Genomic DNA, 25,714 nt, shown 5'->3' on the forward strand with positions numbered 1-25,714 from the left:
GAGGCTGCTAGAAAGTGCCCGCCCGCTCAGAACAGTCGGATCCCGGGAACAGTTCAGCGCCCCGCGCGCCGGGTTCCCGGCGGAGACACGTCACCGACCCGGAGTTCCCCCATGACTTCTGCCTGGTCCCGCCGTAACTTCCTGGCCACCTCAGCGGCGCTCACCGCCGCGGGCGGCGGAGCACTGACGCTCGCCACGCCCACCGCCACCGCCACCGCCACCGCCACCGCCACCGAGGACGATCCGTACGCGGCGCTCCGCACCACCTGGAGCGCGCTGATCCTCGGCGAGGGGTTCAGTCCGACCGCCGAACCCTTCAAGAGCCGACTGGCCGATCTCGGCACGAAGGCCTCTCGCCCGCTGGAGACCATGGCGCCGGCGGAGGGCTCGCTCTGGCCCGACGCCGTGTTCGCGGATCCGGACCCGGACACGGACGCCGAGTCGTACGTCCTCTCGGGACGGATGGCCGACAGTTTCGTCCGCCTGAACACTCTGGCCCAGGCCTACCGCCAGCAGGGCACCGGCCTGACCGGGAACACCGGACTGCGCGACGCGGTGCTCACCGGCCTGGAACATCTGAACACCCAGGCCTACAACGACGGCCGGGCCCGGTACGGAAACTGGTACAGCTGGCAGATCGGCGCGCCGCAGGCCCTGTTGGACGTGTGCGTGCTGATGTACGACTCCATCGCGCCGGACCGGCTCACGCGCTACTGCGCCGCCGTCGACCACTTCGTACCGGACTCGTCGGTCGCCTCGTACACCGGGACCAGCACCGGGGCGAACCGGGTCGACCTGTGCCGGGTCCTGGCCCTGCGCGGGGTCGTCGGAGGGAACGCGGCGAAGATCGCACTGGCCCGGGACGCCCTCTCCCCCGTCTTCCCGCTGGTGACGAGGGGCGACGGTCTGTACGCCGACGGCTCGTTCATCCAGCACACCACCGTGCCGTACACCGGCAGCTACGGATCGGTGATGCTCGGCGGCCTCGGCCTGCTGTTCGCGCTGCTCAAGGGGACCACCTGGGAGGTCACCGACCCGAAGCGGCAGGTGGTGTTCGACGCGGTGGAGAACGCCTGGGCCCCGTTCCTCTTCAACGGCCTCGTCATGGACGCCGTCGCGGGGCGTGCCATCAGCCGGGGCGAGGTCGACGACCACCGACGCGGACACCCGGTCCTCGCCTCCGTCGTGCTGCTGGGCCGGGGCGCGTCGGACGCGGAGGACAACCGGTGGCGGGGGCTCGTCAAGGGCTGGGCGCAGCGCGACTACTACAGTCCGCCGCTGAGCAACCCCTCCCTCGGGCTCACCGCGCTGGCCCGGATCAAGGACGTCCTGGACGACACCTCGCTGACTCCGGTCCCGGAGCCGGTGGGCCACCGGCTCTTCCCCGACATGGCGCGGGCCACCCACCGCCGTCCGGGCTGGGCGGCGTCGCTGAGCATGGCCGACCGGCGGATCACCTATTACGAGACCGGCAACGGCGAGAACCCGCGCGGCTGGCACACCGGGTCGGGAATGCTCTACTGGTGGGGCGACACCTTCGCCAACGGCCAGTACAGCGACGCCTTCTGGCCCACCGTCGACCCGTACCGGCTGCCCGGCACCACGGCCTCGCGCAAGGTGCTCGCCGACGGAGCGGGCGGCGACTGGGGCACCTCGCTCCCCGATGTGCACTGGGTCGGCGGAGTCACCGACGGGAAGCGAGCCGCCGTGGGCCAGTACCTCAAGGGACTCTCCAGCACGCTGAAGGCGAAGAAGTCGTGGTTCTTCCTCGACGACACCGTCGTGTGCCTGGGCGCGGGCATCCACGGCCGCGACGGCGCGGCCGTGGAGACGACCGTCGACAACCGCAATCTCGGCCCGACGGGCAACGCCCCGTTCACCGTCGACGGCTCGGTGAAACCCCTCACGTTCCCCTGGTCGGCGACCCTGACCGGAGCGTCCTGGGCGCATGTCGCCGGTCATGGCGGCTACGTTTTCCCGGGCGGGGCCACCGTGAAGGCACTGCGGGAGAACCGGACGGGCCGCTGGCGCGACATCAACACGGCGGGCTCCACGGATCCGGTCTCCCGGAAATACCTCACCCTCTGGTTCGACCACGGCCAGGACCCGTCGGACGCCACGTACGCGTACCAGCTCCTGCCCGGCGCGTCCGAACAGCGCACGGCGGCACGGGCGGCGGACAGCGGCTGGCTGCGGGTGCTCGCCAACACGGACGACCAGCAGGGGGTGACGGTCCCCTCGCTCGGGCTGACCGCCGTCAACTTCTGGTTCGGCGGGAGCGTCGGACCGCTGGTGGCCGACGCCCCGTGCTCGGTGATGGTCACCGAGCACGCCGACGGAACGGCGACGCTATGCGTGAGTGACCCCATGCGGATGCGGACGAGCCTGACGCTCACGTGGAACCGGGCCGTCGCCTCGGTCGTGTCGAAGCCGGCGACGGTGACATCGGCGACCACGGGGGCGTCGCTGCGCCTCGTCATCGGCGACCTCTCCGGGACGCGCGGCGCGACGCAGACGGTCAAGGTACGGCTGTCCTGAACCGCGTCGGCGCAGGGCCTCCGGAAGGCGGCCGTTCGCAGGCGTCGGCCGGTCATACTGTCGGCCGGAACACGGAGTGGGGAACAGCATCATGACGGACGACGACCGGATCGCGCCGCCCCTGCTGGGGACGGAGCGCGAGACGCTGCGGGCCTTTCTCGACTACCAGCGGGAGACCCTCGCCATGAAGTGCGCGGGGCTGGGCGACGACGAGTTGCGCGAGCGGTCGATGCCGCCGTCCGCCTTGTCCCTGCTGGCTCTGGTGCGGCATCTGGCCGAAGTGGAACGCGCCTGGTTCCGGCGGGTGTTCGAGGACGAGGCGGCCCCCATGGTGTGGTCCGTGAAGCCCTTCGACTTCCAGGCGGCGTACGACGCGAGCGCCTCGACCCGGGCCGAGGCGTTCGCCGCCTGGGAGGCCGAGGTGGAGACCTCGCGCCGTATCGAACGGGAGGCGGCCTCACTGGATCTGGTGGGGCGTCAGCCGCGCTGGGAGAAGGAGGTCTCGCTGCGCATGGTCATGGTGCACGTCCTGCTGGAGTACGGCCGCCACAACGGTCACGCGGACCTGCTGCGGGAAGGGGTGGACGGCACGGTGGGGGCCTGAGGCCCCGGAGGGCGGCGGCTCGGGGCGCCCGTCGAGCTGGTGGCCTTCGAGAGGGCCGCGCTGTCGGTCGACGCGGTGCGGGCCGGAGGCGTACGGGTACTGCCGGGGCGGTTCATGGTGATCCGGCAGGCCATGGGGGCGCCGGCCGGGCGAGGGCTGCGGCGCAGGAGCTGCTGGCGTCGTTCGTGGAGGAGACGAAGGCGGCCGGTTTCGTCGCCGACGCCCTCAAGCGCCATGGCGTGGAGGGTGCGATCGTGGCGCCCTCGGGCTGAACCCCCGCCGGGCGGCCGCCGTTTCGCGGGCGTGGCGACGGGGATACCGAGGTCGAGCTGGACGGGGCGGGCATCGGGCTGCTCTGCGCTCCGGCCGGGCGAAGGACGCGTTCTTCGCCTCAGCGGTGACGGGTCAGCACGCGGGTGGTGCTGCCGTCGTCCTCCTCGATGTCCCTCATGTGCTCGAAGCAGATTCTGTGCAGCAGGGTCAGCGAGGCCTCGTTCGCGGCGGCGACCGTGGCGTGGACCTCGGACAGTCCGAGGGTGCCGAAACCGTGGGCGACGACGGCCTGTGCCAGCTCGGTCCCCAGGCCGGATCCCCACGCGGTGGGGGCCAGGGCATAGATGATCTCGTGGCCGTCGACGGCATCGGTCCGCTTGATCTCGGCGTGCCCGATGAGGATCCCGTCGCGGCGCACAGCCCAGACGGAGAACAGATCCTGGGCGTAGACCTTGGTGAAGACCCGCCCGAACAGGGCCCGGTCCGCCGCCTCGGTGGAAGGACCGTCACCCATCCACCGGGACACCTCGGTGTCCTGGAACAGGGCGACGAAGCCCTCTTCGTCCTCAGGGGCGTACGGCTCCAGCAGGAGCCTCTCGGTGCGCAGAGTCGGGGTCACGGCGCGTGACGCTACCCGGGGGACGACCGCCCGGGCAATCGACATCTCCCGCACACCGGCGAGACGCCGGCAGAAGTACGAGCGCCCTGCCGTCTCGACGGGGAATCATCCACTCTAACGGGGTAATGCCTGACAGATCACGGGACAGTACCTTGGAGATGGCAACGAAGAAGGCAAGTGACCGAGCATCAGGTAGGTCACTGTCCAAGCGCCCGGAGCGGTTTGCCCCGTAGCGGCATCGCAGAAGTGGGCCGACAGGGCCACTTCCCTTTCCCACCCCAAGGACATGACCGGCTGCGGGAACACGCAGCCGGCTGACGGTCGACGCGTCACGTCGGACACACCCGCGGCGAAACGGGTCACCGGACGGTCTTCTTCTTCCAACTCCCCTTCTTCCGCTCCCCTTCTTCCGCTCCTCGGCCGTACGGAGCTCGGCGAAAGCACCAACACCTCTTCCTTCCCATGGAGTTGACCCATGAGCGCATGCGGCTGCGGGCAGTCACCGATCACCATCGGCGACTGTCGGCCCTCCCAACCGGCCTGCCCTCCCCTGGCTTGTCCCGGCTCCAAGCCGTGCGAGCACTGCGAGACGACCCCACTGCGCGATTCCGCGCCGTACCGGGTCGCAGCGACCGCGAGCACCACCGACCCGACGCCGTACTACACCATCGCCAACACCCATGCCGCACTGGACCCTGTCGTCGCCCAGACCATCCTGAACAGTGGCACGGGAGTATTCCCGGCCGACGACGGGACGCACAACGGCCAGCACACCTGGCTCGCCGGCGTCGTGCACATCGACCCCGCGTCACTGCGGGGCGACCCCACCGGCGTCACGATCAGCGCCTCGATCCACGTCCACAACGACGGCAGGAACCCGGCCTGCCGGCTCTACGGCCGCTTCGCTCTGTGGAACGGCACGACCCCGGTCCGCACCGATCTCCTGGGCCCACCCGATCTGCCGGCGGGTGGAGACGACAACGGCGTTATCCCACCGACCACCGTGCCCCTCGCGGACGTCCTCGCGGGAAAGATCGTCGTCGAGCTCAACCTGGAGACAGGTAACGACGACGCCTGTCGAGTCGGCCCCAAACAGTGGACGGTCGACAGCTTCGTCCTCACCGTCCAGGCGTCCGCCCCGGGCTGCGGCAGACCGTTCCTCCGTACGACCTGCCGCAACTGCGACGGCGCGGTCACCTGCACGACCGACACCCTCGACGGCTCGACCCCCTACGCCCCGGTGCCGCCGGTCGTCCCGGTCGCCTCCTGCCAGGACGGCTGCGCCACCGCCCGCCCTCCGTGCATCTCCACCGACCGGGACAACGCCGTCACCCGGGGCAGCGACGGGTGCCTGTACGCACCCGACACGCCTTCTCTGGACCCCTCCCCGTGCAATGCCGCACGGAACACGACCGGTGGACTACTCGTGCCGCGGATCGACCTGACGGGTCTCGCTCCCGGCGGCAACAGCGGCATCGAACGGTCCGTGGACATCGATATCACCGGGGCGCCCGGCTGCCCCGAGAGGTGGGAGATCGGCGCCCGCCTTACCCCGGTGAGCGGCTTCCTCAACACCGAGCGGCAGCACGCCGACCTCCTGGCGCGGGTCGGTACCGACGTGCCGATCCCCGAGTCCGACATCGTGCTCCCGGAAGCCGGCGTCTACCACATCGACAGCGACGTACGGTACGCGCTCGGTTCCGCCACCGGCGGCAGCGGCTACATCATCGGCTGGCTCAGGGACGAGACCACGGACACCCTTCTGACGAGCTTCACCCAGATCGCGGCGATCAACGCGGCGAGGCAGGAGCAGCAGGGCGGAACCACACACATCATGACCGAGCACACGGTCGCCTCCGGTCGCCGGACGGTCCGCCTGCACCTGATGTTCGTCCTCACCGGCGGCAAGATCTCCGACGCCCAGGCCGGCGGCACCGACAGCAATGGCGCGACCCGGATGCGCTTCCTCAAAGTAAGGGATTAGTCAGGGATCAGGAGGTGGTCGCGCTCGAACGCGACCACTTCGACAGGCCTTCAGGAAGGGCGGGGCTCGGCCGTCGGCTCCTCGCGCAGCAGCCGCAGCGCCTTCTCCCGCAGCCGCTGCCGGTGCTCGGGGTCGGTGGCCCGGTCCGCGGCACGGCCGAGTTCCTCGGCGCGTTCACGGTTGCGGCGGGTTCGCTCCAGGGGGGTGTCGTACAGGTTCATGGGGTGTCCTCCGTCTTCGGTCCTCCGTCGGCAACCGACGTTGCGTCCGCGACCGGAGCCCCAGCGTCACCGGAGTCCGTCCGGTCCGCATCTCGTGCGGCTACGTTCGGTGACGGCAGAAGGGCGGGTTCCCGGAGGACGGCGACCGCCCGTCACTCGGCGGTGTGGTCCGGATGCCCCTCGGTCCGCCTGGTCGCCTTCATCTCGGCCTCGTGGAGGTGGTCGCGGCCTTCGGCGAGCGCATGTCTGATTTCTCGTTCGATCGCCCGGAAAACGTCGTAGTAGGTGGCGTTGTACTCCTCGACGATCTGGTAGGTCCAGTGTCCGGGGATCACGTTGCGGCCGAGGATCTCCCGTTCGACCCGCTCGGCGTGTTGTCCGTGCCCCGCGGCGCGGAGCAGTCGCACGGCGTCGTCGAGCGTGAGGTCGGCGCTCCCGGTGAGCTGATGGAAGTCGTAGAGGGCGCCGCGGGCACGCTCGACGGTCTCCAGCGCCTTCGAGAGCGCCCCGAGGGCCTCGACGGTCGTGTCGGTCACGCCTTCGGGTCGCTGGTGCCGCGCATCGGGCGGCCGGTGTTCGGGGTGCATGGGTTTTCCTTGTCCGCGGGCGGCCGTACGTCTCCCGCCTCGCTACCGGGGTTTCCCACTGTCCTACTCGGGGCTCCGTCGCACCCGCCCAGTACGCCCGAGGCAGGTGACCACAGCCCGTAATATTCCCTAAACAACGCTATCCTTGCGGAACAGATTCCATCAAGAGACATTTAACGTAGGATACGGAGCCATGGGGAATGACGAGCGGGAGCTCTACTCGGTCGGCGAGGTGGCCGAGCTGCTGGGACTGCATGTGCGGACCGTGCGGAACTACGTACGCGACGGCCGGCTCAAGGCTGTCCGGATCGGCAAGCAGTACCGGATCTACAAGGAGGACCTGGCCGCCCTGACCGGTCGGCCGACCGAGGACACGGACCCGGAACCGGCATGCGCGCCGAGGCACGTCGAGGCGTCCAGCATCGTGCAGATCGACGCGCTCGGTCCGGACGCCGCGCACCGGCTGGGCACGTTCGTCACGGCGGGCGCGCAGTCCCGGCGGGACGCGTCGGACCCTCTGCGCATCCAGACGGTCTACGACGAGGAGCGGAGCCGGATGAAGATCGTCATTCTCGGCGGCGCCGCCGCCACCGCCGATCTGCTGCACATGATCGATGGCCTGCTGGGCCCGGACAGCGGCCTGTTCGCCTCGGCCTCCACGTTCACACCGGGGGCGGACCGTGCCTGACGTCGTCGAGTACCACGGCGTTCCGGTACTGGTGTGCGACGCCGCCGGAGTCACCATCTCCGCCGTTCAGGACGCCCTCGACCATCTGATCGGGGCCGCGTTCGCGTGTGCGGAGGTGGTCGCGGTGCCCTCCGCGCGGCTGGACGACCGCTTCTTCGACCTGAGCACCGGCCTCGCCGGAGCCATCCTGCAGAAGTTCGCGAACTACCGGCTCCGCCTCGTCGTCCTCGGGGACATCGGCCACCATCTGTCGGCCAGTTCGGCCCTCCCCGACCTCGTCCGCGAGGCCAATCGGGGCCGGGACATCTGGTTCGTGCCGGATCTGGACACTCTCGCCGAGCGGCTGGCCCCGAGCGGGGCCAGACCTCCGTCCGGCTGAGGCAGCCGTCTCCGGGACGGAGCTGATCGACGGGAGTCACCGAGAGGGCAAACGCGGCGGGCGGAAGACGTACCGCCCGCCGCGCCGGACCACGCGGACGGAAGGGTCAGCCCTCGTCGCCCTCCTCTACCTCTCCCTCGAAGGCGTCGCCGATCTCGTCGACGACCTCGGCCGCGACCATTCCGCCGACGACACCGACGGCCACGCCCGCCGCGACCCCGGCCACCACCGCACCCACGCCGGGACCCGGCCCGTGCTGGTCACCGCGGTGTTCGGCGCCCGAGGGCGGCGTCGCGCGGATCTCGTGACCGGCGATGACCTCCTTCAGCCAGGCGTCGGCCTGGGCGTTCCAGTCGGTGTGCGGGACCGCGTGGTGCGAGACGGTGAAGCGGTGGACCGTGTCGTGTCCGTCGGAGAACAGTCCGGCGCGCTTGTCCGCCTCGATCACGACCTCCAGACCGCCCGGCGCGGCGATGAAGGTGACCTCGATCTCGTTGACGGCGTGCGCGTGCGCGTGACCGGCCGGCGGGAGGATCTCGATCTCCTGGTAGCAGGGCAGCCGCTGACCGGTGCCCCGGATGTGTCCGAGCTCCAGGTCTGCCGCCCTGAACGCGTAACCGAGCTGCCCGAAGGCCTCCAGGATCGCTTCCTGCACGGGCAGCGGTCCCACCGCGAGCGCATCGAGGTCGCCCTTGTCCCGCGCTCCCGCGATCTCCAGCTCCGTCCGGATGCCGAGGACGGGGCCGAGGTGCTGGCCGTGGAGCTCGGTGATCGGTGTCTCCCACGGCAGGGTGACGGTGAACGGCACCGTGTGTTCGGCCTCCTCCGCCAGCCGGAACCCACCACCGACGGCGAACCGTTCGAGGACGACCGTGCCCTCGTGCTCCTCGTCCTGGCTCTCCCTTTCGACCCGGGCGACGAGGAGCAGCGACATCCGGTCGACCGTCACGTCCGATCCGCCGCCCCGCAGGCGGACCTCTCCGGTGAGGAGGCCTCCGGGCAGCGCGGGGCCGGGCTCCAGAACGGTGTCGACCGAGGGTCCGCCGACCCCGAGGGCTCCGAGCAACTTCTTGAACACCATGTGCGGCGTCCGCTCCTTCTGTGTCTGAGCGATCTCTAGGGATGATGTGCGGGTGATCTCTACGGATGGGTGATCTTTACGGAAGAGCGATCTCTGCGGATGAGTCGATCGAGGGTGCGTGAGCCGCCTCACCCGGCAGAACCTCCCGAAAAGCGAGGGGGTTCCCCAGCACATGCCCACTACGCACAGTTCCGGCCATCAAGATCCCGGATGCCGTGGCCGCCCCGGGCGGCACTCCGTGTGACACCCGCCACTCCCCATTGCTTTGCGTTCCCTTTACTATCTATGGGACGGGTTCACACCCGCATCCCACCGTCGAGCCCGACGCCCCGAACAGAGAAGGAGCTGCGCACCGCAATGGGTGAGCCTCCCAGTACGAACCGTGTCATCCCTGACCCCACGCACCAGGGGACGGAGGTGACACGGTGAGCGAAGTGGCCCTTCTTCTCCTCGCCCTCGCGCTGACGCTGGCCTGCGCGGTGTTCGTCGCGGCCGAGTTCTCGCTCACGACCATCGAGCGCAGCGAGCTCGAACGCGCGGTGAAGGCCGGGGAGCGTGGTGCCGAGAGCGCGCTCAAGGCAGCCAAGCGGCTCACCTTCCAGCTCTCCGGCGCCCAGCTCGGCATCACCGTGACCTCCCTGGTCATCGGCATGCTGGCCGAACCGTCCCTCGCGGTGCTGCTGCGCGGCCCGCTGGAGGGCGCCGGACTTCCGGCCGGCGCCGTGTCCACGGTCGCCACCCTCCTCGGTGTGGCCCTCTCCACGGTGGTCCTCATGGTCATCGGTGAGCTGGTCCCGAAGAACTGGGCGATCTCCAGCCCGCTCACGGTGGCCAAGGTCGTCTCGACCCCGCAGCGTGCCTTCACGGCCTGTTTCGCCCCGCTGATCCGGCACCTCAACAACACCGCGAACCGTTTCGTGCGCCGCCTGGGCCTGGAGCCGGCCGAGGAGCTGGCCTCCGCCCGTACGCCGCAGGAACTGATCGCGCTCGCTCAGCACTCCGCCCGCGAGGGCGCCATCGAGCAGGACTCGGCCGAGCTGTTCGTCCGCACCCTGCACCTGGCGGAGCTGTCCGCCGAGAACGTGATGACGCCGCGCGTCGACGTCCGGGCGCTGGAGGCGCACGCCACCGCCGCCGACGCCGCCAACCTGACGCTGGCCACCGGCCTGTCCCGCTTCCCGGTCTACCGGGACAGCCTGGACGAGGTCATCGGCACGGTCCACATCCGCGATGTACTCGCCCTGGACGAGTCCGAGCGGGGCCGGACCCCCGTCACGGCCCTGGCGACCGAACCGCTCCTCGTACCCGACTCGCTGCCCGTCGACCGGTTGCTCGCGCAGTTGCGCAAACACCGGACGATGGCGGTGGTGATCGACGAGTACGGCGGTACGGCGGGCGTCGCCACCGTCGAGGACATCGTCGAAGAGGTCGTCGGCGAGGTCCGCGACGAGCACGACCCCCACGAGCGCCCCGACCTCGCACCGGCCGAGCCGCTCGGCGACGGGCGCCCGGTATGGGAGGCCGAGGGAAGCATCAGGCTGGACCAGCTCGACCGGATCGGCTTCGGCGCGCCGGAAGGCCCCTACGAGACGCTCGCCGGTCTCCTCGCCAACCAGCTGGCCCGCATTCCGGTCCGTACGGACCGGGTGGAGGTCGACGGCTGGCAGTTCGACGTGCTCGACATCGAGCACCACCGGGCCGACCGGGTCCGGATCAGCGCGCCCGCACCGGCGCCGGCCCTCGTGGAGGAGGACGCCCGATGACCGCCATCCAGCTCGCCATCGGCGCGCTCACCCTCCTCACCAACGCGTTCTTCGTGGGCGCGGAGTTCGCCCTCATCTCGGTCCGCCGCAGTCAGATCGAACCGCAGGCCATGCGGGGCAGCCGACGCGCGAAGAGCGCCCTGTGGGGCCTCGAACACCTGTCGGCCGCCATGGCCACCGCTCAGCTCGGCATCACCATCTCCTCGCTGGTGCTGGGCGCCGTCGCGGAACCGGCCATCGCCCATCTGCTGGAGCCGCCGTTCGACGCGGTCGGCGTGCCGGAGGCGCTGGTCCACCCGATCGCCTTCGTGATCGCGCTGACGCTGGCGACGTACCTGCACATGCTCATCGGCGAGATGATCCCGAAGAACATCGCGCTCGCCGCCCCCGTCGCCACCGCGTTGGCGCTGGGGCCGCCCCTGGTCGGTCTGACGCGGGCGCTGCGGCCGGTCATCTTCGGCATCAACGCCTTCGCCAACATGCTGCTGCGGCTGCTCAAGGTCGACCCCAAGGACGAGGTCGCCTCGGTGTTCACCGACGACGAGCTCGTGCGGCTGGTCAAGGACTCCAGCGACGCGGGGCTGCTGGCCCCGGCCGACGGTGAGCGGCTGCGGGACGCGCTGGAGCTCGGGACCCGGCCGGTCGGCGAGGTGATGGTCCCGCTGAACCGGACCGTCTCCGTCGATCTGGGCATCACCCCGCAGGGTCTGGAGCGGGCCGCCGTGGCCTCGGGCTTCTCCCGGCTGCCGGTCACCGGGCCCGACGACGGGTTGCTGGGCTACTTCCACATCAAGGACGCCCTCGGCGTCGCGGAGCGCGCCGAGGCGCTGCCCACGAGCGCCCTCCACCCCGTCATCCGGGTCGAGATCGACACCCCGCTCGACGACACCCTCACCGCGATGCGTGCCGCCGGTACGCATCTCGCGGCGGTCGCCGGGGACAAGGGCACGGTCATCGGGTTCGTGACCATGGAGGACGTGCTGGACGAGCTGGTGGGGGCCGCCGCGGTCTGACCTGCCCGGCGGTGAACTCCGCCGCGCGAAGCGGAAGAAGGGGCGGCCCGCCGTACGACGGGCCGCCTCCCCTCTTCCCGGCGCAGGGCTCCGCCGGTCCGGCCCGAGCGCGTAAGCTCGGCGAATGGCCAAGTACTTCGACGTGCACCCCGCAAATCCCCAGCCCCGCACCATCAGCACGGTGGTCGACAGCATCCGGTCCGGTGCGCTCGTCGCGTACCCGACCGACTCGTGCTATGCCCTGGGCTGCCAGTTGGGCAACCGTGACGCCCTCGGCCGGATCCGGTCGATCCGGAACCTCGACGACAAGCACCACTTCACGCTGGTGTGCCACGACTTCGCGCAGCTGTCGCAGTTCGTGCGTGTGGACAACGACGTGTTCCGGGCGGTCAAGGCGGCGACGCCCGGCAGCTACACCTTCATCCTCCCGGCGACGAAGGAGGTTCCCCGCCAGTTGCTGCACCCGAAGAAGAAGACGGTCGGCGTGCGCATCCCCGACCACGTCGTGACCCAGGCCCTGGTCGCCGAGCTCGGCGAGCCGCTGCTCTCCAGCACCCTGCTGCTGCCGGACGAGGAGGAGCCGCTGACACAGGGCTGGGAGATCAAGGAACGGCTGGAGCACGAGGTGGACGCCGTCATCGACTCGGGCGACTGCGGCACCGAGCTGACCACGGTCATCGACTTCTCCGGCGACGAGCCCGAGATCGTACGCCGCGGAGCCGGGGACACGTCCCGCTTCGAGTAGCCCGTACGGCGGGCCGTCGCGCCGGTCGCCGGTCCTCCCCTGCCGCCCGTGACGGAGGAGACTGGTGGGCGTGACAGGTGAGCGACTGCGGTTCGACGGCTGGATCGCCGGTGTGGGGAGCGCCTCGGGCACCCGGCTGGTGGTCGGCCACTGGCCGCGTTCACCGTTCGGAGCGTTCAGCGACGTCATGGTCGAGCATCCCGACGGCGTACGGGTCCTCCTGGCCCCGTCCCGGCGGATCGCGGACTTCGTCGCCGCCACGTACCGCTTCGACCGGATCGAGGTAGTGCCTGTGGCCGTCACCGGCGCCGGCGACACCTGGCTCGTCGAGGCGGGGCCGCTGCGTCTGCGGCTGCGGACGGGACGCCGCTCCGCCCTCGGCCTGCTGCTGTCCGCCGTACCGGCCCCGCTCGCCCGCAGCCCGCTCTGGGCCGCGCTGTGCGATGGCCCGGCCCGGCTGCTGATGCCCGGCGTACGCACCCTGGGCCGCGCGGGCCCGGGGCGGCGGGAGTGGTACGGGGCGCGGGGGCTGCGGCCGGTCGTGGCCGCGAACGCCGTGCTGGACGGGGCGGGTCTGGGGCGGCTCGCCCCGCTCGATCCGCCCGTCGCCTTCGGGTTCGGCTCTGCCCCGCGCAGGCCCTCCGTAGTGCGCGTCACCACAACGGTGGAACTCACGACCGCCGGGCGCTGAAGCCCTCCCCGGCCCCCGGGGAGGGCACGGGGGCCCTTTCAGGAGCGGCTTCTGCCCGCCGTCGTAGGGGGCGGGCCGGGGATGCGAGGGTGCGGGGCGCGTCGCAGGGTGGACCCATGGCGAATCCCCCGATCGTCATCCACCGGCCGACCCCCTCGGGCGGCCGCCGGGTGACCGTGCACTACGAAGGCCGGGACGAGATACTCGGGCTGGCCCACAGCGACCACGACGTGATCGTGTTCCTGAACGAGGCCGGCCTCGAAGAAGCGGACCGGATCCTCGACAACCCGGTCTGGGTGGAGTGGCGGGGCGCGCGTGCCCACCACTACGAAGCGGCCTGAGGGGCCGCATCACCTGAACCTCCCGCACCGCGCAGCCCGTCGAGGATGGCCGAAACCGTCTCCTCGGGCGTCTGGCCGGATGTGTCCAGCCACAGGCCGATACGGGGCGTCCCGCTCCGCAGGTACGCGTCGAACGCTTCGACCGTCCACTCCCCGTACCCCGTTTTGGCCCGCGTTTCCTCCCGCTCGCGCACGGTCGCGGGTGAGGGAGCGAGCACGACGACGTGGAGCGGGCGGGTGCGGACCCTGTCGACGTAGCGGGGCAGGTCCTCGCCGAGGACGATGTCCTGGACGACGGCCGTCCATCCGTCGTCCGCGTAGGCGTCGGCCACCTGTGCCGAGATCCGCTGGCGCAGGTCGAGCTGGCGCCGCGCCTCCGCCGCCTCGTCGGGTGTCATCTCCGCCCGGCCGGAGACGATCATGCGGCGGAAGACGTCTCCGCGCACATGGACCGCGCGTGGCAGGCGCTCCGCCAGGAGCTGGGCGACGGTGGACTTCCCCGCGGCCATCACTCCGGTGATCAGTACGACACAGGGGCCGAGGTCGGTGCTCATCCGGATCTCCTCCTTCTTCGATCGTGCAGTCGGTGTCACGCCGTGCCCGCCGGGGTCGACTGCGGGCTCCCGAAGAGTTCGCGGACCTCCTCGGCGTCGGTCTCGCGCAGTGCGTCGTCCAGCAGGATCCAGCGGGTGACGCCCACGGACTCCAGGAAGGGCAGATCGTGGCTGGCGATGACGAGCGCGCCCTCGTAGGACTCCAGGGCACTCGTCAGCTGCCGCACGCTGGCCAGATCGAGGTTGTTCGTCGGCTCGTCCAGCAGAAGCAACTGCGGGGCGGGGGCGGCGAGCATGGTCGCCGCGAGGGCGGCCCGGAAGCGTTCGCCACCGGAGAGGGTCCCCGCCGGCTGCTCCGCGCGGGCCCCCTTGAAGAGGAACCGGGCGAGCTGGGAGCGGATCTGGTTGTCGGTGGTGCTCGGGGCGGTGCGGGCGACGTTGTCGGCGACGCTCAGGGCGTCGTCGAGCACGTCCAGCCGCTGCGGAAGGAACTTCAGCGGTACCGCCGCCGTGGCCTCCCCGGTGCTCGGCGCGAGCTCCCCGGTGAGCGCCCGCAGCAGCGTCGTCTTGCCGGCCCCGTTGCGGCCGACCAGGGCGATGCGTTCGGGTCCCTTCACCTGGAGGCTGCCCTCACGCAGCCGCCCGTAGGGGAGGCTCAGGTCCCGTACGGTCAGGACGGTGCGGCCCGCGGGCACCGCGGTGTGGGGCAGGCTCACCTTGATCTCGGCGTCCCGGCGTATGGCTTCGGCGGCTTCCTCCCTTCGCTCGCGGGCCTCGTCGAGCCGGTCCTCGTGCAGGCCGCGCAGCCGGTCCCCGGACTCCTGGGCCGAGCGCTTGCGTTCCCCGGCGACGATGCGCGGGGCCTTCCGCTGGCCGTCGAGCTTCTTGTCGTGGCGCTGGCGGCGGGCGACCTTGATCCGGGTCTCCTCCAGTTCGCGCTGCTGACGGCGTACGTCGGCGTCGGCGGCGCGCAGCATCCGCCCGGCGGCCTCCTGCTGGGTGGCCAGGGCCTCCTGGTAGGCGGACCAGCCGCCCCCGTACCAGCTGACCGAGCCCGATCGCAGTTCGGCGATGCGGTCGACCCGCTCCAGCAGGTCCCGGTCGTGGCTGACGACGATCAGGATGCCGGTGCGCCAGGAGTCGACGGCGTCGTAGAGCCTGCGCCGGGCGAACAGGTCCAGGTTGTTGGTCGGCTCGTCGAGGAGGAGGACGTCCGGGCGTTCCAGGAGCAGCGCGGCCAGCCGCAGCAGGACGGTCTCTCCGCCGGACAACTGCCCGACGGTGCGGTCCAGTTCGACGGCGCCGAGCCCGAGGGAGCCGAGAGTGGCCAGAGCGCGCTCCTCGACGTCCCAGTCGTCCCCGACCGTCTCGAAGTGCTTCTCCCGGACGTCTCCGGACTCGATGGCGCGCAGGGCGGCCCGCCGCTCGGCGATGCCGAGGGCCGCGTCGACGCGCAGGGAGGTGTCCAGGGTGATGTTCTGGGGCAGGTAGGCAAGGTTCCCGCCGACGGTGACGGACCCCTCCGAGGGGCGCAGCAGCCCGGCGAACAGGCGCAGCAGGGTCGATTTGCCGGCGCCGTTGGCTCCGGCCAGGCCGGTGCGGCCCCGAGGGACGGTGAGGGAGAGCCCGTCGAAGAGGTTCGTGCCGTCGGGCCACCGGAAGGTGAGGTTGGAAGCTGCCACGGAGGCGCTGGGCGCGGTGGGATGGCTCATGTGGTTCTCGCAGTCGGAAGCGGGGAGGAACGGGGGGCTTCGTATGCGAACAGCACGCGGCGACCCGGCCGGGGCCGGAAGGTGGTGGGAAGAACAGTCCTGCGAAGGTGAGGGACGGCTCAGCACCGAGGTCGCATCCACGCGGAAGTCACGGGCGGCAGAAATGCCGACAGCGTTGTGACCGTGTACGGGCCAGGGCCGTACCGCGCGATGATCGCGGACCTCAGATGCGCAACGTCCACCTCTATCGGAGACAACAAGGACCCGCGCAGCATAGCCGATGATCTTGCCGGGCGTCGAGAGGATGTGTTCAGGGAGCGCTCTGCGGCGCCCGGGCGGGCGAGGCGGTGGGCGCGGAGGCGCCCTGGTTCTCCTCCGAGCCCGCCGGGCCTGCGGGCCCCCGCTGGCCGGGCGGCCGGACGCCGGGCGGCACGACGGGGGTACGCCGGAGCGCGAGGGTGCCGAGGACGGCGGCGAGGCCGGCCAGGACGAATCCGTAGGGCGGGGTGGCGCCCATGGGGTGGGTCTCGTACACCAGCGCCGCCGAGAGCACGATCAGGACGGCGGAGAGGCGGCCGTACTGTTCGGTCGCGGCGACGACGGCCATGCCCCACAGCAGGTACCAGGGCTGGACCATGGGCGAGAGGGCGACCAGGACGAGCAGGGAGAGGCCGAGAGCGTGGGCCGGCGTCATACCGCCCCGCATCGCACGGCGGGCCAGAACGACGATCACACCGAGCGCCACCGCCAGGCCCAGGGTCTGGACGGCGGACTTGACGGGTTCCGCGTCGACGCCCAGGAGCAACTGGGCCAGCTCTCCCAGTCCGAGGCCGACGTCGCTGGTGACGGAGAGCGCGGTGTGGATGTTCGCGGCGACGCCCTGGGTGCGGAGCCAGCCGAATCCGGTGCCGCTGACCAGTGTGGCCCCTCCGGCCACCGCGCAGGCGATCAGGCCGGGTGCGAGCAGCCCCTTGGCCCAGCGGCGCCACTGGGGGCCGGTCGCGGACGCGTGCACGAGAACCCCGATGAACAGGAGTGCCACGGCCGCCGGGGACTTCACCATCATGGCGAGGCCGACCAGGGCACTGCCAGCGATCCACCTGCCGCGCAGCGCGAGCACCAGGCCGGCGAGCATCAGACCGATCATCAGCCCGTCGTTGTGCACGCCGCCGACCACGTGGATCAGCAGCAGCGGGTTGAGCGCTCCCAGCCAGAGAGCGCGGCTCTCGCTGCGGCCGTGTTCGCGCGCCAGGCGGCGCAGGGACCAGACGATCAGGGCGAGGGAGACGAGCGCGACGAGCCGCATCGCCAGGACCGCGGGGACGATCGTGCCGCCGGTGATCCAGGCGACGGCCGCGGAGAGCAGCAGGAAGAGCGGTCCGTACGGGGCCGGGGTGTCGCGCCAGTGGTTGCCCACGCTCGCGGCGGCGTCGCCGCCGATTCCCCCGGCGTCCAGGGCGGAGGGGCCGACGGTGTAGACGTCGTGCCCTTCGACGACCATCGAGCCCTGGGCGATGTAGCTGTAGACGTCGGCACTGTAGAGCGGGGGCGCGAGCAGGAACGGGGCCGTCCACCAGGCGAGGGTGACGAGGGTCTCGCGGGCCGTGGAGGCGGTCTTGCCGTACTGCCACCAGGCCACGACGAGCACGGTCAGTCCGACGTAGGCGAGGACGGCCGCCGCCGCCTTCGTGGCGGACCCGTGGTCGGTCCACAGACCCCAGGGGTCATGGACCGGCAGTTTTCCGGCGAACCAGCCGCCGGCGACGATCGCCAGCGATCCTGCCGCACCCAGCCGACGGTGCCCGACCGCGCTCAAAGCCCACATGACCGGCCAACCTATCGGACAGCCCGGACCGGCCGTAGCGCCTCCCCGGCCTCCCCCGGCTTGCCCGGTGTCCCGGAGGAGGCGCTGCGCCGCGTCCGGAGCCCCGGCCGGCCGAGGGGCCGGTTCGCGCGACGGGGTTCAACGCGGCGCACACGTAAATCCGTTGGCGTGCGGGCGCGCGCGTGTCAGGCTTCACCCGTAACCAAGGGGCGTAGCTCAGCGGCCAGAGCGGCGGTCTCCAAAACCGTATGTCGCAGGTTCGATTCCTGCCGCCCCTGCCATCACCACCCGACCCTTCACCCACTCACCCCTTCACCGCACGTCGCCGCGCCAGTCCCACTGGTGGCTGTCCGGCGACCGCGGTCCGTACTCGGCGCGTCCTCCGGGCCCGTAGGCGCCGATCTCGGTGACCAGCCCGACACCCTCGCGCAGGTCTGCCTCGTCCCAGCCCGTGACGTCGAGCAGCAGCCCATCGAGCGGGCCGCCGACCAGTTCCCGGTAGTCGTGCCCCGGTCTGGGCCCGGGGCGGGGGTCGTCGTGGTCGGTGCCGTACACCCGTCGCTGCCTCATCAGCTCGTCCATGCGGGCAGCATCCCACCGGGCACTGACAACGGCTCGGTACGAGGGTCCATCCGGCCAGTGTCCGCCGCACGACGCGGGTCCGGGCGAGCGGGACGGTGGCCGCCGGAAATGGGCGCGCGTCCGCCCGGTCGCCGTGACACGCTCCACCGATGATCCTCCCACCACGTCTGATCCCGCTGCTTGAGCAGTTCGACTTCGCCTGCGAGCGGCTCCTGGCCCGCTTGGCCGGTCCCGTCATGGACAGCGGCAACGGCGTCGACATCGGCGTCACCCCTCTCGGCGACGACGAACACCTTTGGGAACCCGTGCCCGACTGCTGGTCCGTACGCCGTCGCGGCGACACCCCCGGGGCGCGGGCGACCGTTCTGGCGGGAGCCGGCGACTGGGGCCGGGACTCGGCGGACTCCCCGCATCCGTTCCCTCCGCCGTTCACCACCATCGCGTGGCGCCTGAGCCATCTCGCCGAAATGCTCACTCTCCGTGCCGACCACACCTGTGGCAGCAGGGCGCTGACGCGCGGCGGCTACCGCACTCCGGGGGACGCCGCCGGGGCGGTGGCCGCCTTCGAGACCGCGTCCGCAGCCTGGCGCGCAGCCCTCCTCACCGCCGACGACGTGGCCCTGGACACCGTCGGGTACAGCACGTATCCGAACGGCAGCGACGCCGAGGATCCCTTCGTCGACATCGTCTGGTGGGTCAACCATGAGGTGCTGCACCACGGTGCCGAGATCGCCCTGCTCCGCGATCTGTACCGCGCCCGGCGGTCCTGAGCGGCGCCCCCGGGGCCGCGTGCACGCGGATGCGCCCGCAGTCGCCGCTCAAGGGTGCCCGCCCTATGATTCAGGGACATAACGCACCGCGGAGCGGCACATGAACCGGCGTCGGACTCCCCGCTCAGCTAGCGCCGAAGACCTGCTCAACACCTTGCAGAACCTCACTGCCCGCGCTCGGCGCGAGGTGGAGTTCCACCAGGCCAGGGTGGAACTGGCGCAGGCGCTCCAGCGCGACATGCTGCCGGCGGCCCTGCCCACGGTCCCCGGTCTCCAGTCCGCGGCACGCTATGCGCCCGCCCGCCACGGGCTGGACATCGGCGGCGACTGGTACGACGGTTTCCCGCTCGCGGACGGGGCCCTCGGCTTCGCCATCGGCGACGTACAGGGGCACGATGTCGAGGCCGCCGCCTTCATGGGGCAGGTCCGCATCGCGATGCGGGCCATCGCGGGCACGGCGTCCGATCCGGGCGAGATCCTCGGCCGGACGAACGATCTGCTGGTCTCCGTGGACTCGGGCCTCTTCGCGACCTGCACGTTCATGCGACTGGACCCGACGACCTGGGAGCTGCACAGTGCGCGGGCCGGGCACGTGGCGTGTGTGTGGGCCACCACGGAAGGTCGGTCCGGTGTCACGGAGGACCCTGGCGGCCTGCCGTTGGGCATCGAGCCGGGCGAGGACTATCCCGTCACCCGGCGCACCCTCGACTCCGACGGGGCGATCGTGCTGCTCACCGACGGGGTCGTCGAGGGGCCATCGCTGCTGATCGAGGACGGCCTGGAGCGAGTACGGCAGCTGGTCTCCGCGCACGTCGGGGCAGGCGCGGCGCAGCTGGCCGACGAGGTCCTGCGCGCGACGGAGGTGACGGGGCACGAGGACGATGCCGCCGTGCTGGTCCTGCGGCATGCCGCCGCCGGCCGCGGGCCGCGGTGACGCCGGACCGTGCCGCGCGTGTCACCTGCCGAGCCCCATCGCGGCCGGTGTCTGATGAGTGGTGTGATCCGCACTGAGGAAGCCAGACGTCGGGCCGTGTACGTGGCGCAGATCCTGGGCGTGGCCGGCGCCTATTACCTGTCGGCGCATCTCGGGCTGATGCGGCAGGTCGTCGTGGACGGCGCGGTCGTCACACCCCTGTGGCCGCCCACCGGCATCGCCCTGGCCGCACTGCTGTGCCTGGGCGTCCGCGTCTGGCCGGGCATCGCGCTGGGCGCGCTGCTCGCAGTCCTCGAGACCGGCGGTGCGTTCACCGTGAGCAGTCTGGCCATCATGTTCGGCAACACGGTCGCCCCGGTCGCCTCGTACGCCCTGTTGCGGAGGGTCGGCTTCCGCAGTGAGCTGGTCCGGCTGCGGGACGGGGTCTGCCTGGTCTTCCTCGGCGCGTTCGCGGGGATGCTGATCAGCGCCGCCATCGGGAGTTTCACGCTGCTGCTCGACGGCAAGGTTCCGCCGGGACGGTTCTGGCTGGTCTGGTCGTCCTGGTGGGCGGGGGACGCGATGGGGGTCCTGGTCGTCACCCCCGTGCTGCTGGTCCTGCGCGGGGTGCGGTGGCCCCGCCCGTCCGACCGGTGGCTGGAGGCGTCGGTCCTCGCGGTCGTCGTGGTCGTGTCGTCGCTGCTCGCTACGCGCAGTTCGCTGTCGATGATCTATCTGGTGTTCCCGGTGATCATCTGGGCGGCCCTGCGCTTCCAGTTGCCCGGCAGCGCTCCGTGCGCCCTGGTCGTCTCGGTGCTCGCCGTCATCGCCGGTACGGATGGAGTTGGGCCGTTCGCGGGGCACAGCCTGATGGAGATCATGGCCAATCTCTCCCTGCTCAACGGAAGCGTCGCGCTCACCGCGCTGCTGCTCGGGGCCGTCGTCGCGGAGCACAGGAACATCCGCCGCGAGACGGAGTACGCCGTCGAGGAGCTGGAGGCCCTGGTGGAGCAGTTGGCACCGCTGTCGGGACCGGCCGCGACGCGGTACGAGGACAGGGGACGGCGGCACGGCCCTCTCGACGGCGGCCCCCACCCGGACCCCCGGTAGCGCGTATAAGGCACAGGTGCCTGGAAGGGCGGGAAACGCCGGCGGTCAGTACGGCAGGGGGCGGCCGGACGGGGTGCGCAGATCCAGCGGCGGCGGCCCCGTAGGGGGCGGGGGACGACGGACGACAACTCGGATGCGGCCCATTGCCACCACCTCCTCCTGGTCAACCGGTATGTGCCCAGTCGGCGCGGCTTCACACTTCCCGGCCGCCCCCGTCCCACCTGTCGGCGTACTCGTCGTCCCTGGGCGCGGATGCGGGCGGTGCCCGGTGCGGTGACCCTTGAGACAGGGGGTGCAGAGTCGACGAGGAGGACGCATGTCCGCACTGGACAAGATCAAGAAGATGCTCAAGGGCCACGAAGAGCATGTCGGCAAGGGCATCGACAAGGCCGGCGACATGGTCGACGGCCGTACGAAGGGCAAGTACAAGAGTCACGTCGACACCGGTCAGGACAGGCTCAAGCAGCAGTTCGGGGCGGACCGCGACCAGGACGGGCCGCCCCGCGCCTGAGCCGCCCCGCCGGTGACCGGACGGCCGCCGTCCGTCCCGCACACCGGGCCGTGCCACGGAATGCGATCCGTGGCACGGCCCGGTGTGCGGTGTACGTCGAGCCCCCCGCGCACACGGACCCACGGGTCGCGAACGAGACCCGTGGCGGGGGTGACGGCGAAGATTCCCGGGGTTGCCCGCCGGATTCTTGTTATCGTCCCGCCCGCACCCCGTCTCCCGAGTGTGGGAAGTGACAGCACCGGACCCCGGAAGAGTGAGTACAGCATGGGCAAGGATCACCCGACGGTCGTGATCTCGGCGGCGCAGAGCGGCGACCAGCAGGCCAAGGACCAGCTCGTCTCGGCGTACCTGCCGCTGCTGTACAACGTCGTCGGACGTGCGCTGGACGGTCATGCGGACGTGGACGACGTAGTGCAGGAGACGGTGCTGCGCATGCTCCGGGGCCTGCCCGACCTGCGCGCCCCGGAGCGTTTCCGTTCCTGGCTGGTGGCGATAGCCATGAACGAGATACGCGCGCACTGGCGTGACAGACAGTCCGGTGCGATACCGGCGGACCGGCTGGACGCCGCGTACGACCTGCCGGATCCCCGGGCGGACTTCGTCGAGGTGACGATCCTGGAGCTGGGCCTGACCGGCCAGCGTCGCCAGGTAGCGGAGGCGACACGCTGGCTGGACGAGGACGACCGCGCCCTGCTGTCGCTGTGGTGGCTGGAGACCGCAGGGCACCTGTCCCGTGCCGAGGTCGCCGCGGCACTCGAACTCTCCCCGCAGCACACCGCCGTACGGGTGCAGCGGATGAAGGCCCAGCTGGAGGCGGCGAGGGTCGTGGTGGGCGCGCTGGCGGCCGAACCGCCGTGCGCGCTGCTGGAGGACATCGCCGTCGGCTGGGACGGCGTCCCCTCCGCCCTGTGGCGCAAGCGGCTGGCCCGCCACGCCCGCGAATGCACGGTGTGCTCGGGGCACCGCGCGGGGCTTGTTCCCGCCGAAGGACTGTTGGTGGGTCTCGCACTCGTCCCGGTGGCCGCGGCCGGAGCGGTGGCCGCTCCGGAACTGCTCACCGCAGCCGCGCAACTCCAGGTGCCCGGTCCTGGCTCGCACGGCACTGGGGCGGGGCGCGCGGGGCGCAGACGGGTGCAGGCCCGACGACGCCGTCGTAACTCAGCGATAGCCGCCGTGGTCGCGGTCGCCACGCTCGGCACGGGCGGCGCGGCGGTGCACCTCTACACCGACGACGGCGACCGGGACGCGACGACCGTCACCGCCGACGCTCCGGCCCCCCGCTCCCACGCGCCCACCTCGGCCTCACCGACATCGTCCCCGTCTTCCTCGGCCTCCGTGTCCGTGTCGCCCAGCGCCTCCCCGACGCCAAGTCCCCCGCGTACGCCCAAGGCCAAGCCGGAGAAGAGCATCCCGGCACCACCCGCGCCCACCACCGCCGCCGCGGCCCCGAAGCCGGACCCACCGGCGCCCGCACCGCCCGCACCGCCCGCACCGGCGGGAACAGCCGGTCAGGTCACCGATCTGGTCAACGCTGAGCGGGCCAAGGAGGGCTGCGCTCCGGTGACCGTCAACGATCAGCTCAACACAGCCGCGCAACGGCACTCCGCCGATATGGAGGCCAAGGACTACTTCTCGCACACCTCGCAGGACGGCAGGGATCCAGGCGACCGGATCAGCGCCGCTGGCTATCGGTGGTCCACCTACGGCGAGAACATCGCCAAGGGCCAGCAGACCCCGGCCGACGTGATGCGGTCCTGGATGGACAGCCCGGGGCACCGCGCGAACATCCTCAACTGTTCCTTCAAGGAGATCGGCGTCGGCAAGCAGAACTCGGGCGGCGGTCCGGTGTGGACCCAGGTGTTCGGGGCCCGCTGAGCCCGCCGGACACCCCTTAGGATGCCGCCATGATCGCTCAAGTGGAGTGCGTGGCACTGGACTGCCCGGACCCGAAGGAACTGGCCGACTTCTACGCGTCATTGCTCGGGGGCGAGGTCGACCGCGCCGACCGGAGATGGGCGTGCGACGCGGACTGGTCCACGCTGCACACGCCCGGTGGACTCGTCCTCGCCTTTCAGCGGGTGACCGACCACCGGCCGCCCGACTGGCCCGGCCAGGACCCGCCCCAGCAGTTCCACCTGGACTTCGGCGTCACCGACCAGGAACGGGCGCACGAGGTGGTTCTGGCCGGCGGGGGGTCCCTGCTCGACGCCGGGGACGAAGCGCGCGGGTGGCGTGTGTACGCCGACCCCGCCGGGCACCCCTTCTGCCTGGTACGGCACTGACCGTTCCGGCTCCCCTCGCGCACCCGGGCCCGTCCGGTGCGGCCGGCCGGCGGCCGCACCAGAGCCCGGCGGGATCCCGCCGGGCTCAGCGCAGGACCAACATCAGCGCCGTGCCGACGCAGATCGCCATGCCCGCCGCGCCCACCGAGACGGCGACGCAGCGGGCCCGGAGCCGGACGTAACGCCCGGCGTACTCCTCGCGCAGTTCGTCCGCGCGGTCCCGGATGCGGGTGAGCGACTCCCGGGAAGCGACGACGCGTTCGGCGATGAACACCCGCTCGACGTCCTCACGCTGCGCTGTGGTCAACCAGGGCAACCGGTCGGTGAAGCGGCGCGCCTGTCGCCGCGCTCTCTCGACCTCGGCGTTCCACAGCAGAAAGCCTTCCAGTTGCGCCAGACCCCGGGCGCAGTCCTCGTCGGGTTTCACCCCGTCCTCCTCTCCCACCCCGCCGATCCGTCAAGGGCGTGGGTCGCATTCACTCGTGCCGGTCCCCCGGGGCGACGATCGTGGAGTCCTGGGGGCGATTGGTGGCTTCCTCCAGAGAGCGGACCGCCGGGTGGTGCAGGTCGAACGCCGGGGATTCGGAACGGATCCGCGGCAGGGTGACGAAGTTGTGCCGCGGCGGCGGGCAGGAGGTGACCCATTCCAGGGACCGGCCGTAGCCCCACGGGTCGTCGACCTCGATCTTCCTACCGTACTTGGCGGTCTTCCAGATGTTGTAGAAGAACGGCAGGATCGACAGGCCCAGCAGGAAGGAGGAAAGGGTGGAGATCGTGTTCAGCGCGGTGAAGCCGTCGGCGTCGAGGTAGTCCGCGTAACGACGCGGCATGCCCTCGGCGCCGAGCCAGTGCTGAACGAGGAACGTCCCATGAAATCCGACGAAGAGGGTCCAGAACGTCATCTTCCCGAGCTGTTCGTCCAGCATCTTCCCGGTGAACTTCGGCCACCAGAAATGGAATCCGGCGAACATCGCGAACACCACGGTGCCGAATACCACGTAGTGGAAGTGAGCGACGACGAAGTACGAGTCGGAGACGTGGAAGTCCAGGGGTGGTGAGGCGAGAATGATCCCGGTCAGACCACCGAACAGGAAGGTGACCAGAAAGCCGACGGCCCAGAGCATCGGGGTCTCCATGGAGAGCGATCCCTTCCACATGGTGCCGATCCAGTTGAAGAATTTCACGCCTGTCGGCACAGCGATGAGGAAGGTCATGAAGGAGAAGAACGGCAGCAGCACACCCCCCGTGACGAACATGTGGTGCGCCCACACGGTCGCGGACAGGCCCGCGATGGCGATGGTGGCCGCGACCAGGCCGATATAACCGAAGACCGGCTTGCGGCTGAAGACCGGGAAGATCTCTGTGACGATGCCGAAGAACGGCAGGGCGATGATGTAGACCTCGGGGTGGCCGAAGAACCAGAACAGGTGCTGCCACAGCAGAGCGCCGCCGTTGGCCGCGTCGAAGACATGCGCGCCGAACTTGCGGTCGGCCTCCAGCGCCAGCAGGGCCGCGGCGAGGACCGGGAAGGCCAGCAGGACCAGAACACCGGTCAGCAGGACGTTCCAGACGAAGATCGGCATGCGGAACATCGTCATGCCGGGTGCGCGCATGCAGATGATCGTGGTGATGAAGTTGACCGAGCCGAGGATCGTGCCGAAGCCGGAGAAGGCCAGACCCATGATCCACATGTCGGCGCCGATCCCCGGCGAACGGACCGCGTCGTTGAGCGGGGCGTAGGCGAACCAGCCGAAGTCGGCCGCGCCCTGCGGGGTGAGGAAGCCGGCCACCGCGATGAGCGAGCCGAAGAGGTACAGCCAGTACGCGAACATGTTCAGCCGCGGGAACGCCACGTCGGGCGCGCCGATCTGCAGCGGCATGATCCAGTTCGCGAATCCGGCGAACAGCGGCGTCGCGAACATCAGCAG

26 protein-coding genes and 1 tRNA gene are annotated in these 25,714 nt (G+C 70.9%); 17 read left to right on the forward strand and 10 right to left on the reverse strand.

From position 1 onward, the window contains the following. The first annotated feature begins 111 nt into the window (after positions 1–111). Both D581_RS0130990 and D581_RS0130995 read left to right on the forward strand, forming a co-directional pair. On the forward strand, positions 112–2,538 hold the full coding sequence (locus D581_RS0130990) for a polysaccharide lyase 8 family protein (RefSeq protein ID WP_018961006.1): 2,427 nt from the start codon (positions 112–114) through the stop codon (positions 2,536–2,538). 91 nt (positions 2,539–2,629) lie between these two features. Then, positions 2,630–3,142 carry a DinB family protein gene (locus tag D581_RS0130995; RefSeq protein ID WP_026291065.1) on the forward strand — a complete coding sequence of 171 codons (513 nt, stop codon included), beginning with the start codon at positions 2,630–2,632 and terminating at the stop codon, positions 3,140–3,142. 391 nt (positions 3,143–3,533) lie between these two features. Here the strand turns inward: D581_RS0130995 and D581_RS0131005 are convergent, their stop codons facing one another. Next, the gene (locus D581_RS0131005; protein WP_018961008.1) at positions 3,534–4,034 is read right to left on the reverse strand and encodes a GNAT family N-acetyltransferase; all 501 of its coding nucleotides are present in this window, start codon (positions 4,032–4,034) and stop codon (positions 3,534–3,536) included. A 475-nt stretch (positions 4,035–4,509) separates the two neighbouring features. Here D581_RS0131005 and D581_RS0131010 point away from each other — a divergent pair, with 475 nt between their 5' ends. After that, positions 4,510–6,018, forward strand: a complete 1,509-nt coding sequence (locus D581_RS0131010; RefSeq protein WP_018961009.1) for a hypothetical protein — start codon at positions 4,510–4,512, stop codon at positions 6,016–6,018. A 50-nt stretch (positions 6,019–6,068) separates the two neighbouring features. Here D581_RS0131010 and D581_RS1000000141755 read toward each other — a convergent pair whose 3' ends face one another. Both D581_RS1000000141755 and D581_RS0131020 read right to left on the reverse strand, forming a co-directional pair. Next, positions 6,069–6,239, reverse strand: a complete 171-nt coding sequence (locus D581_RS1000000141755; protein ID WP_018961010.1) for a DUF6381 family protein — start codon at positions 6,237–6,239, stop codon at positions 6,069–6,071. A gap of 152 nt (positions 6,240–6,391) precedes the next feature. Then, positions 6,392–6,826, reverse strand: coding sequence for a hypothetical protein (locus D581_RS0131020; protein ID WP_018961011.1), 435 nt, complete (start codon positions 6,824–6,826; stop codon positions 6,392–6,394). A 193-nt stretch (positions 6,827–7,019) separates the two neighbouring features. Between D581_RS0131020 and D581_RS0131025 the strand changes: the two genes are divergently transcribed. Together D581_RS0131025 and D581_RS0131030 are read left to right on the forward strand one after the other, a co-directional pair. Then, complete coding sequence (locus tag D581_RS0131025) at positions 7,020–7,514, forward strand: helix-turn-helix domain-containing protein (RefSeq protein ID WP_018961012.1); 495 nt, start codon at positions 7,020–7,022, stop codon at positions 7,512–7,514. Next, positions 7,507–7,893: a DUF4180 domain-containing protein gene (locus D581_RS0131030; protein ID WP_018961013.1), complete on the forward strand. Its 387-nt coding sequence runs from the start codon at positions 7,507–7,509 to the stop codon at positions 7,891–7,893. Before D581_RS0131025 ends, D581_RS0131030 begins: the two co-directional genes overlap by 8 nt. 106 nt (positions 7,894–7,999) lie before the next feature. Here the strand turns inward: D581_RS0131030 and D581_RS0131035 are convergent, their stop codons facing one another. Beyond that, complete coding sequence (locus D581_RS0131035; RefSeq protein WP_018961014.1) at positions 8,000–8,974, reverse strand: sporulation protein; 975 nt, start codon at positions 8,972–8,974, stop codon at positions 8,000–8,002. A gap of 425 nt (positions 8,975–9,399) precedes the next feature. Here D581_RS0131035 and D581_RS0131040 point away from each other — a divergent pair, with 425 nt between their 5' ends. The 5 genes from D581_RS0131040 to D581_RS0131060 all read left to right on the forward strand — a co-directional run bounded on the left by D581_RS0131040 (position 9,400) and on the right by D581_RS0131060 (position 13,527). After that, complete coding sequence (locus D581_RS0131040; protein WP_026291066.1) at positions 9,400–10,737, forward strand: hemolysin family protein; 1,338 nt, start codon at positions 9,400–9,402, stop codon at positions 10,735–10,737. After that, positions 10,734–11,750, forward strand: a complete 1,017-nt coding sequence (locus D581_RS0131045) for a hemolysin family protein (protein ID WP_018961016.1) — start codon at positions 10,734–10,736, stop codon at positions 11,748–11,750. The genes D581_RS0131040 and D581_RS0131045 overlap by 4 nt, the downstream gene beginning before the upstream one ends. Positions 11,751–11,874: 124 nt before the next feature. Continuing rightward, entirely contained in the window at positions 11,875–12,495 is a 621-nt protein-coding gene (locus D581_RS0131050; RefSeq protein WP_018961017.1) for an L-threonylcarbamoyladenylate synthase, read from the forward strand. A gap of 70 nt (positions 12,496–12,565) precedes the next feature. Next, on the forward strand, positions 12,566–13,186 hold the full coding sequence (locus D581_RS0131055) for a hypothetical protein (RefSeq protein WP_026291067.1): 621 nt from the start codon (positions 12,566–12,568) through the stop codon (positions 13,184–13,186). 116 nt (positions 13,187–13,302) lie between these two features. Then, positions 13,303–13,527: a hypothetical protein gene (locus D581_RS0131060; protein ID WP_018961019.1), complete on the forward strand. Its 225-nt coding sequence runs from the start codon at positions 13,303–13,305 to the stop codon at positions 13,525–13,527. On the opposite strand, the gene D581_RS0131065 is transcribed toward D581_RS0131060, so the two are convergent. From D581_RS0131065 to mptB, 3 genes are all read right to left on the reverse strand, one after another. Continuing rightward, entirely contained in the window at positions 13,512–14,081 is a 570-nt protein-coding gene (locus D581_RS0131065; protein ID WP_018961020.1) for an AAA family ATPase, read from the reverse strand. The two genes, D581_RS0131060 and D581_RS0131065, sit on opposite strands and share 16 nt — an antisense overlap. A gap of 35 nt (positions 14,082–14,116) precedes the next feature. Then, on the reverse strand, positions 14,117–15,793 hold the full coding sequence (locus tag D581_RS0131070; RefSeq protein ID WP_026291069.1) for an ABC-F family ATP-binding cassette domain-containing protein: 1,677 nt from the start codon (positions 15,791–15,793) through the stop codon (positions 14,117–14,119). Positions 15,794–16,103: 310 nt separating this feature from the next. Further along, the gene (mptB, locus tag D581_RS0131075) at positions 16,104–17,618 is read right to left on the reverse strand and encodes a polyprenol phosphomannose-dependent alpha 1,6 mannosyltransferase MptB (RefSeq protein WP_026291070.1); all 1,515 of its coding nucleotides are present in this window, start codon (positions 17,616–17,618) and stop codon (positions 16,104–16,106) included. 205 nt (positions 17,619–17,823) lie between these two features. Here mptB and D581_RS0131080 point away from each other — a divergent pair. Next, a tRNA-Trp gene (locus tag D581_RS0131080) sits at positions 17,824–17,899 on the forward strand. Positions 17,900–17,930: 31 nt separating this feature from the next. Here the strand turns inward: D581_RS0131080 and D581_RS0131085 are convergent. Beyond that, on the reverse strand, positions 17,931–18,200 hold the full coding sequence (locus D581_RS0131085) for a hypothetical protein (protein ID WP_018961023.1): 270 nt from the start codon (positions 18,198–18,200) through the stop codon (positions 17,931–17,933). Between the two features lie 149 nt (positions 18,201–18,349). Here D581_RS0131085 and D581_RS0131090 point away from each other — a divergent pair, with 149 nt between their 5' ends. The 6 genes from D581_RS0131090 (at position 18,350) to D581_RS0131115 (ending at position 23,786) form a co-directional block, all read left to right on the forward strand. Continuing rightward, the gene (locus tag D581_RS0131090; protein WP_018961024.1) at positions 18,350–18,970 is read left to right on the forward strand and encodes a DinB family protein; all 621 of its coding nucleotides are present in this window, start codon (positions 18,350–18,352) and stop codon (positions 18,968–18,970) included. 100 nt (positions 18,971–19,070) lie between these two features. Next, positions 19,071–19,904 carry a PP2C family protein-serine/threonine phosphatase gene (locus D581_RS0131095; protein WP_026291071.1) on the forward strand — a complete coding sequence of 278 codons (834 nt, stop codon included), beginning with the start codon at positions 19,071–19,073 and terminating at the stop codon, positions 19,902–19,904. Positions 19,905–19,967: 63 nt separating this feature from the next. Continuing rightward, on the forward strand, positions 19,968–20,993 hold the full coding sequence (locus D581_RS0131100) for an MASE1 domain-containing protein (protein WP_199787855.1): 1,026 nt from the start codon (positions 19,968–19,970) through the stop codon (positions 20,991–20,993). Positions 20,994–21,309: 316 nt separating this feature from the next. After that, a complete protein-coding gene (locus D581_RS0131105) occupies positions 21,310–21,504 on the forward strand; it encodes an antitoxin (protein ID WP_018961027.1) in 195 nt (64 codons plus the stop codon). A gap of 264 nt (positions 21,505–21,768) precedes the next feature. Beyond that, on the forward strand, positions 21,769–23,379 hold the full coding sequence (locus D581_RS0131110) for a sigma-70 family RNA polymerase sigma factor (RefSeq protein ID WP_018961028.1): 1,611 nt from the start codon (positions 21,769–21,771) through the stop codon (positions 23,377–23,379). Between the two features lie 29 nt (positions 23,380–23,408). Continuing rightward, a complete protein-coding gene (locus D581_RS0131115; RefSeq protein ID WP_026291072.1) occupies positions 23,409–23,786 on the forward strand; it encodes a VOC family protein in 378 nt (125 codons plus the stop codon). 85 nt (positions 23,787–23,871) lie between these two features. On the opposite strand, the gene D581_RS0131120 is transcribed toward D581_RS0131115, so the two are convergent. Together D581_RS0131120 and ctaD are read right to left on the reverse strand one after the other, a co-directional pair. After that, positions 23,872–24,213, reverse strand: a complete 342-nt coding sequence (locus D581_RS0131120; protein WP_026291073.1) for a hypothetical protein — start codon at positions 24,211–24,213, stop codon at positions 23,872–23,874. Positions 24,214–24,262: 49 nt separating this feature from the next. Then, a partial coding sequence (ctaD, locus tag D581_RS01000000137975; protein WP_018961031.1) for an aa3-type cytochrome oxidase subunit I occupies positions 24,263–25,714 on the reverse strand: 1,452 nt, incomplete at its 5' end.

This window comes from Streptomyces sp. CNB091, assembly GCF_000377965.1.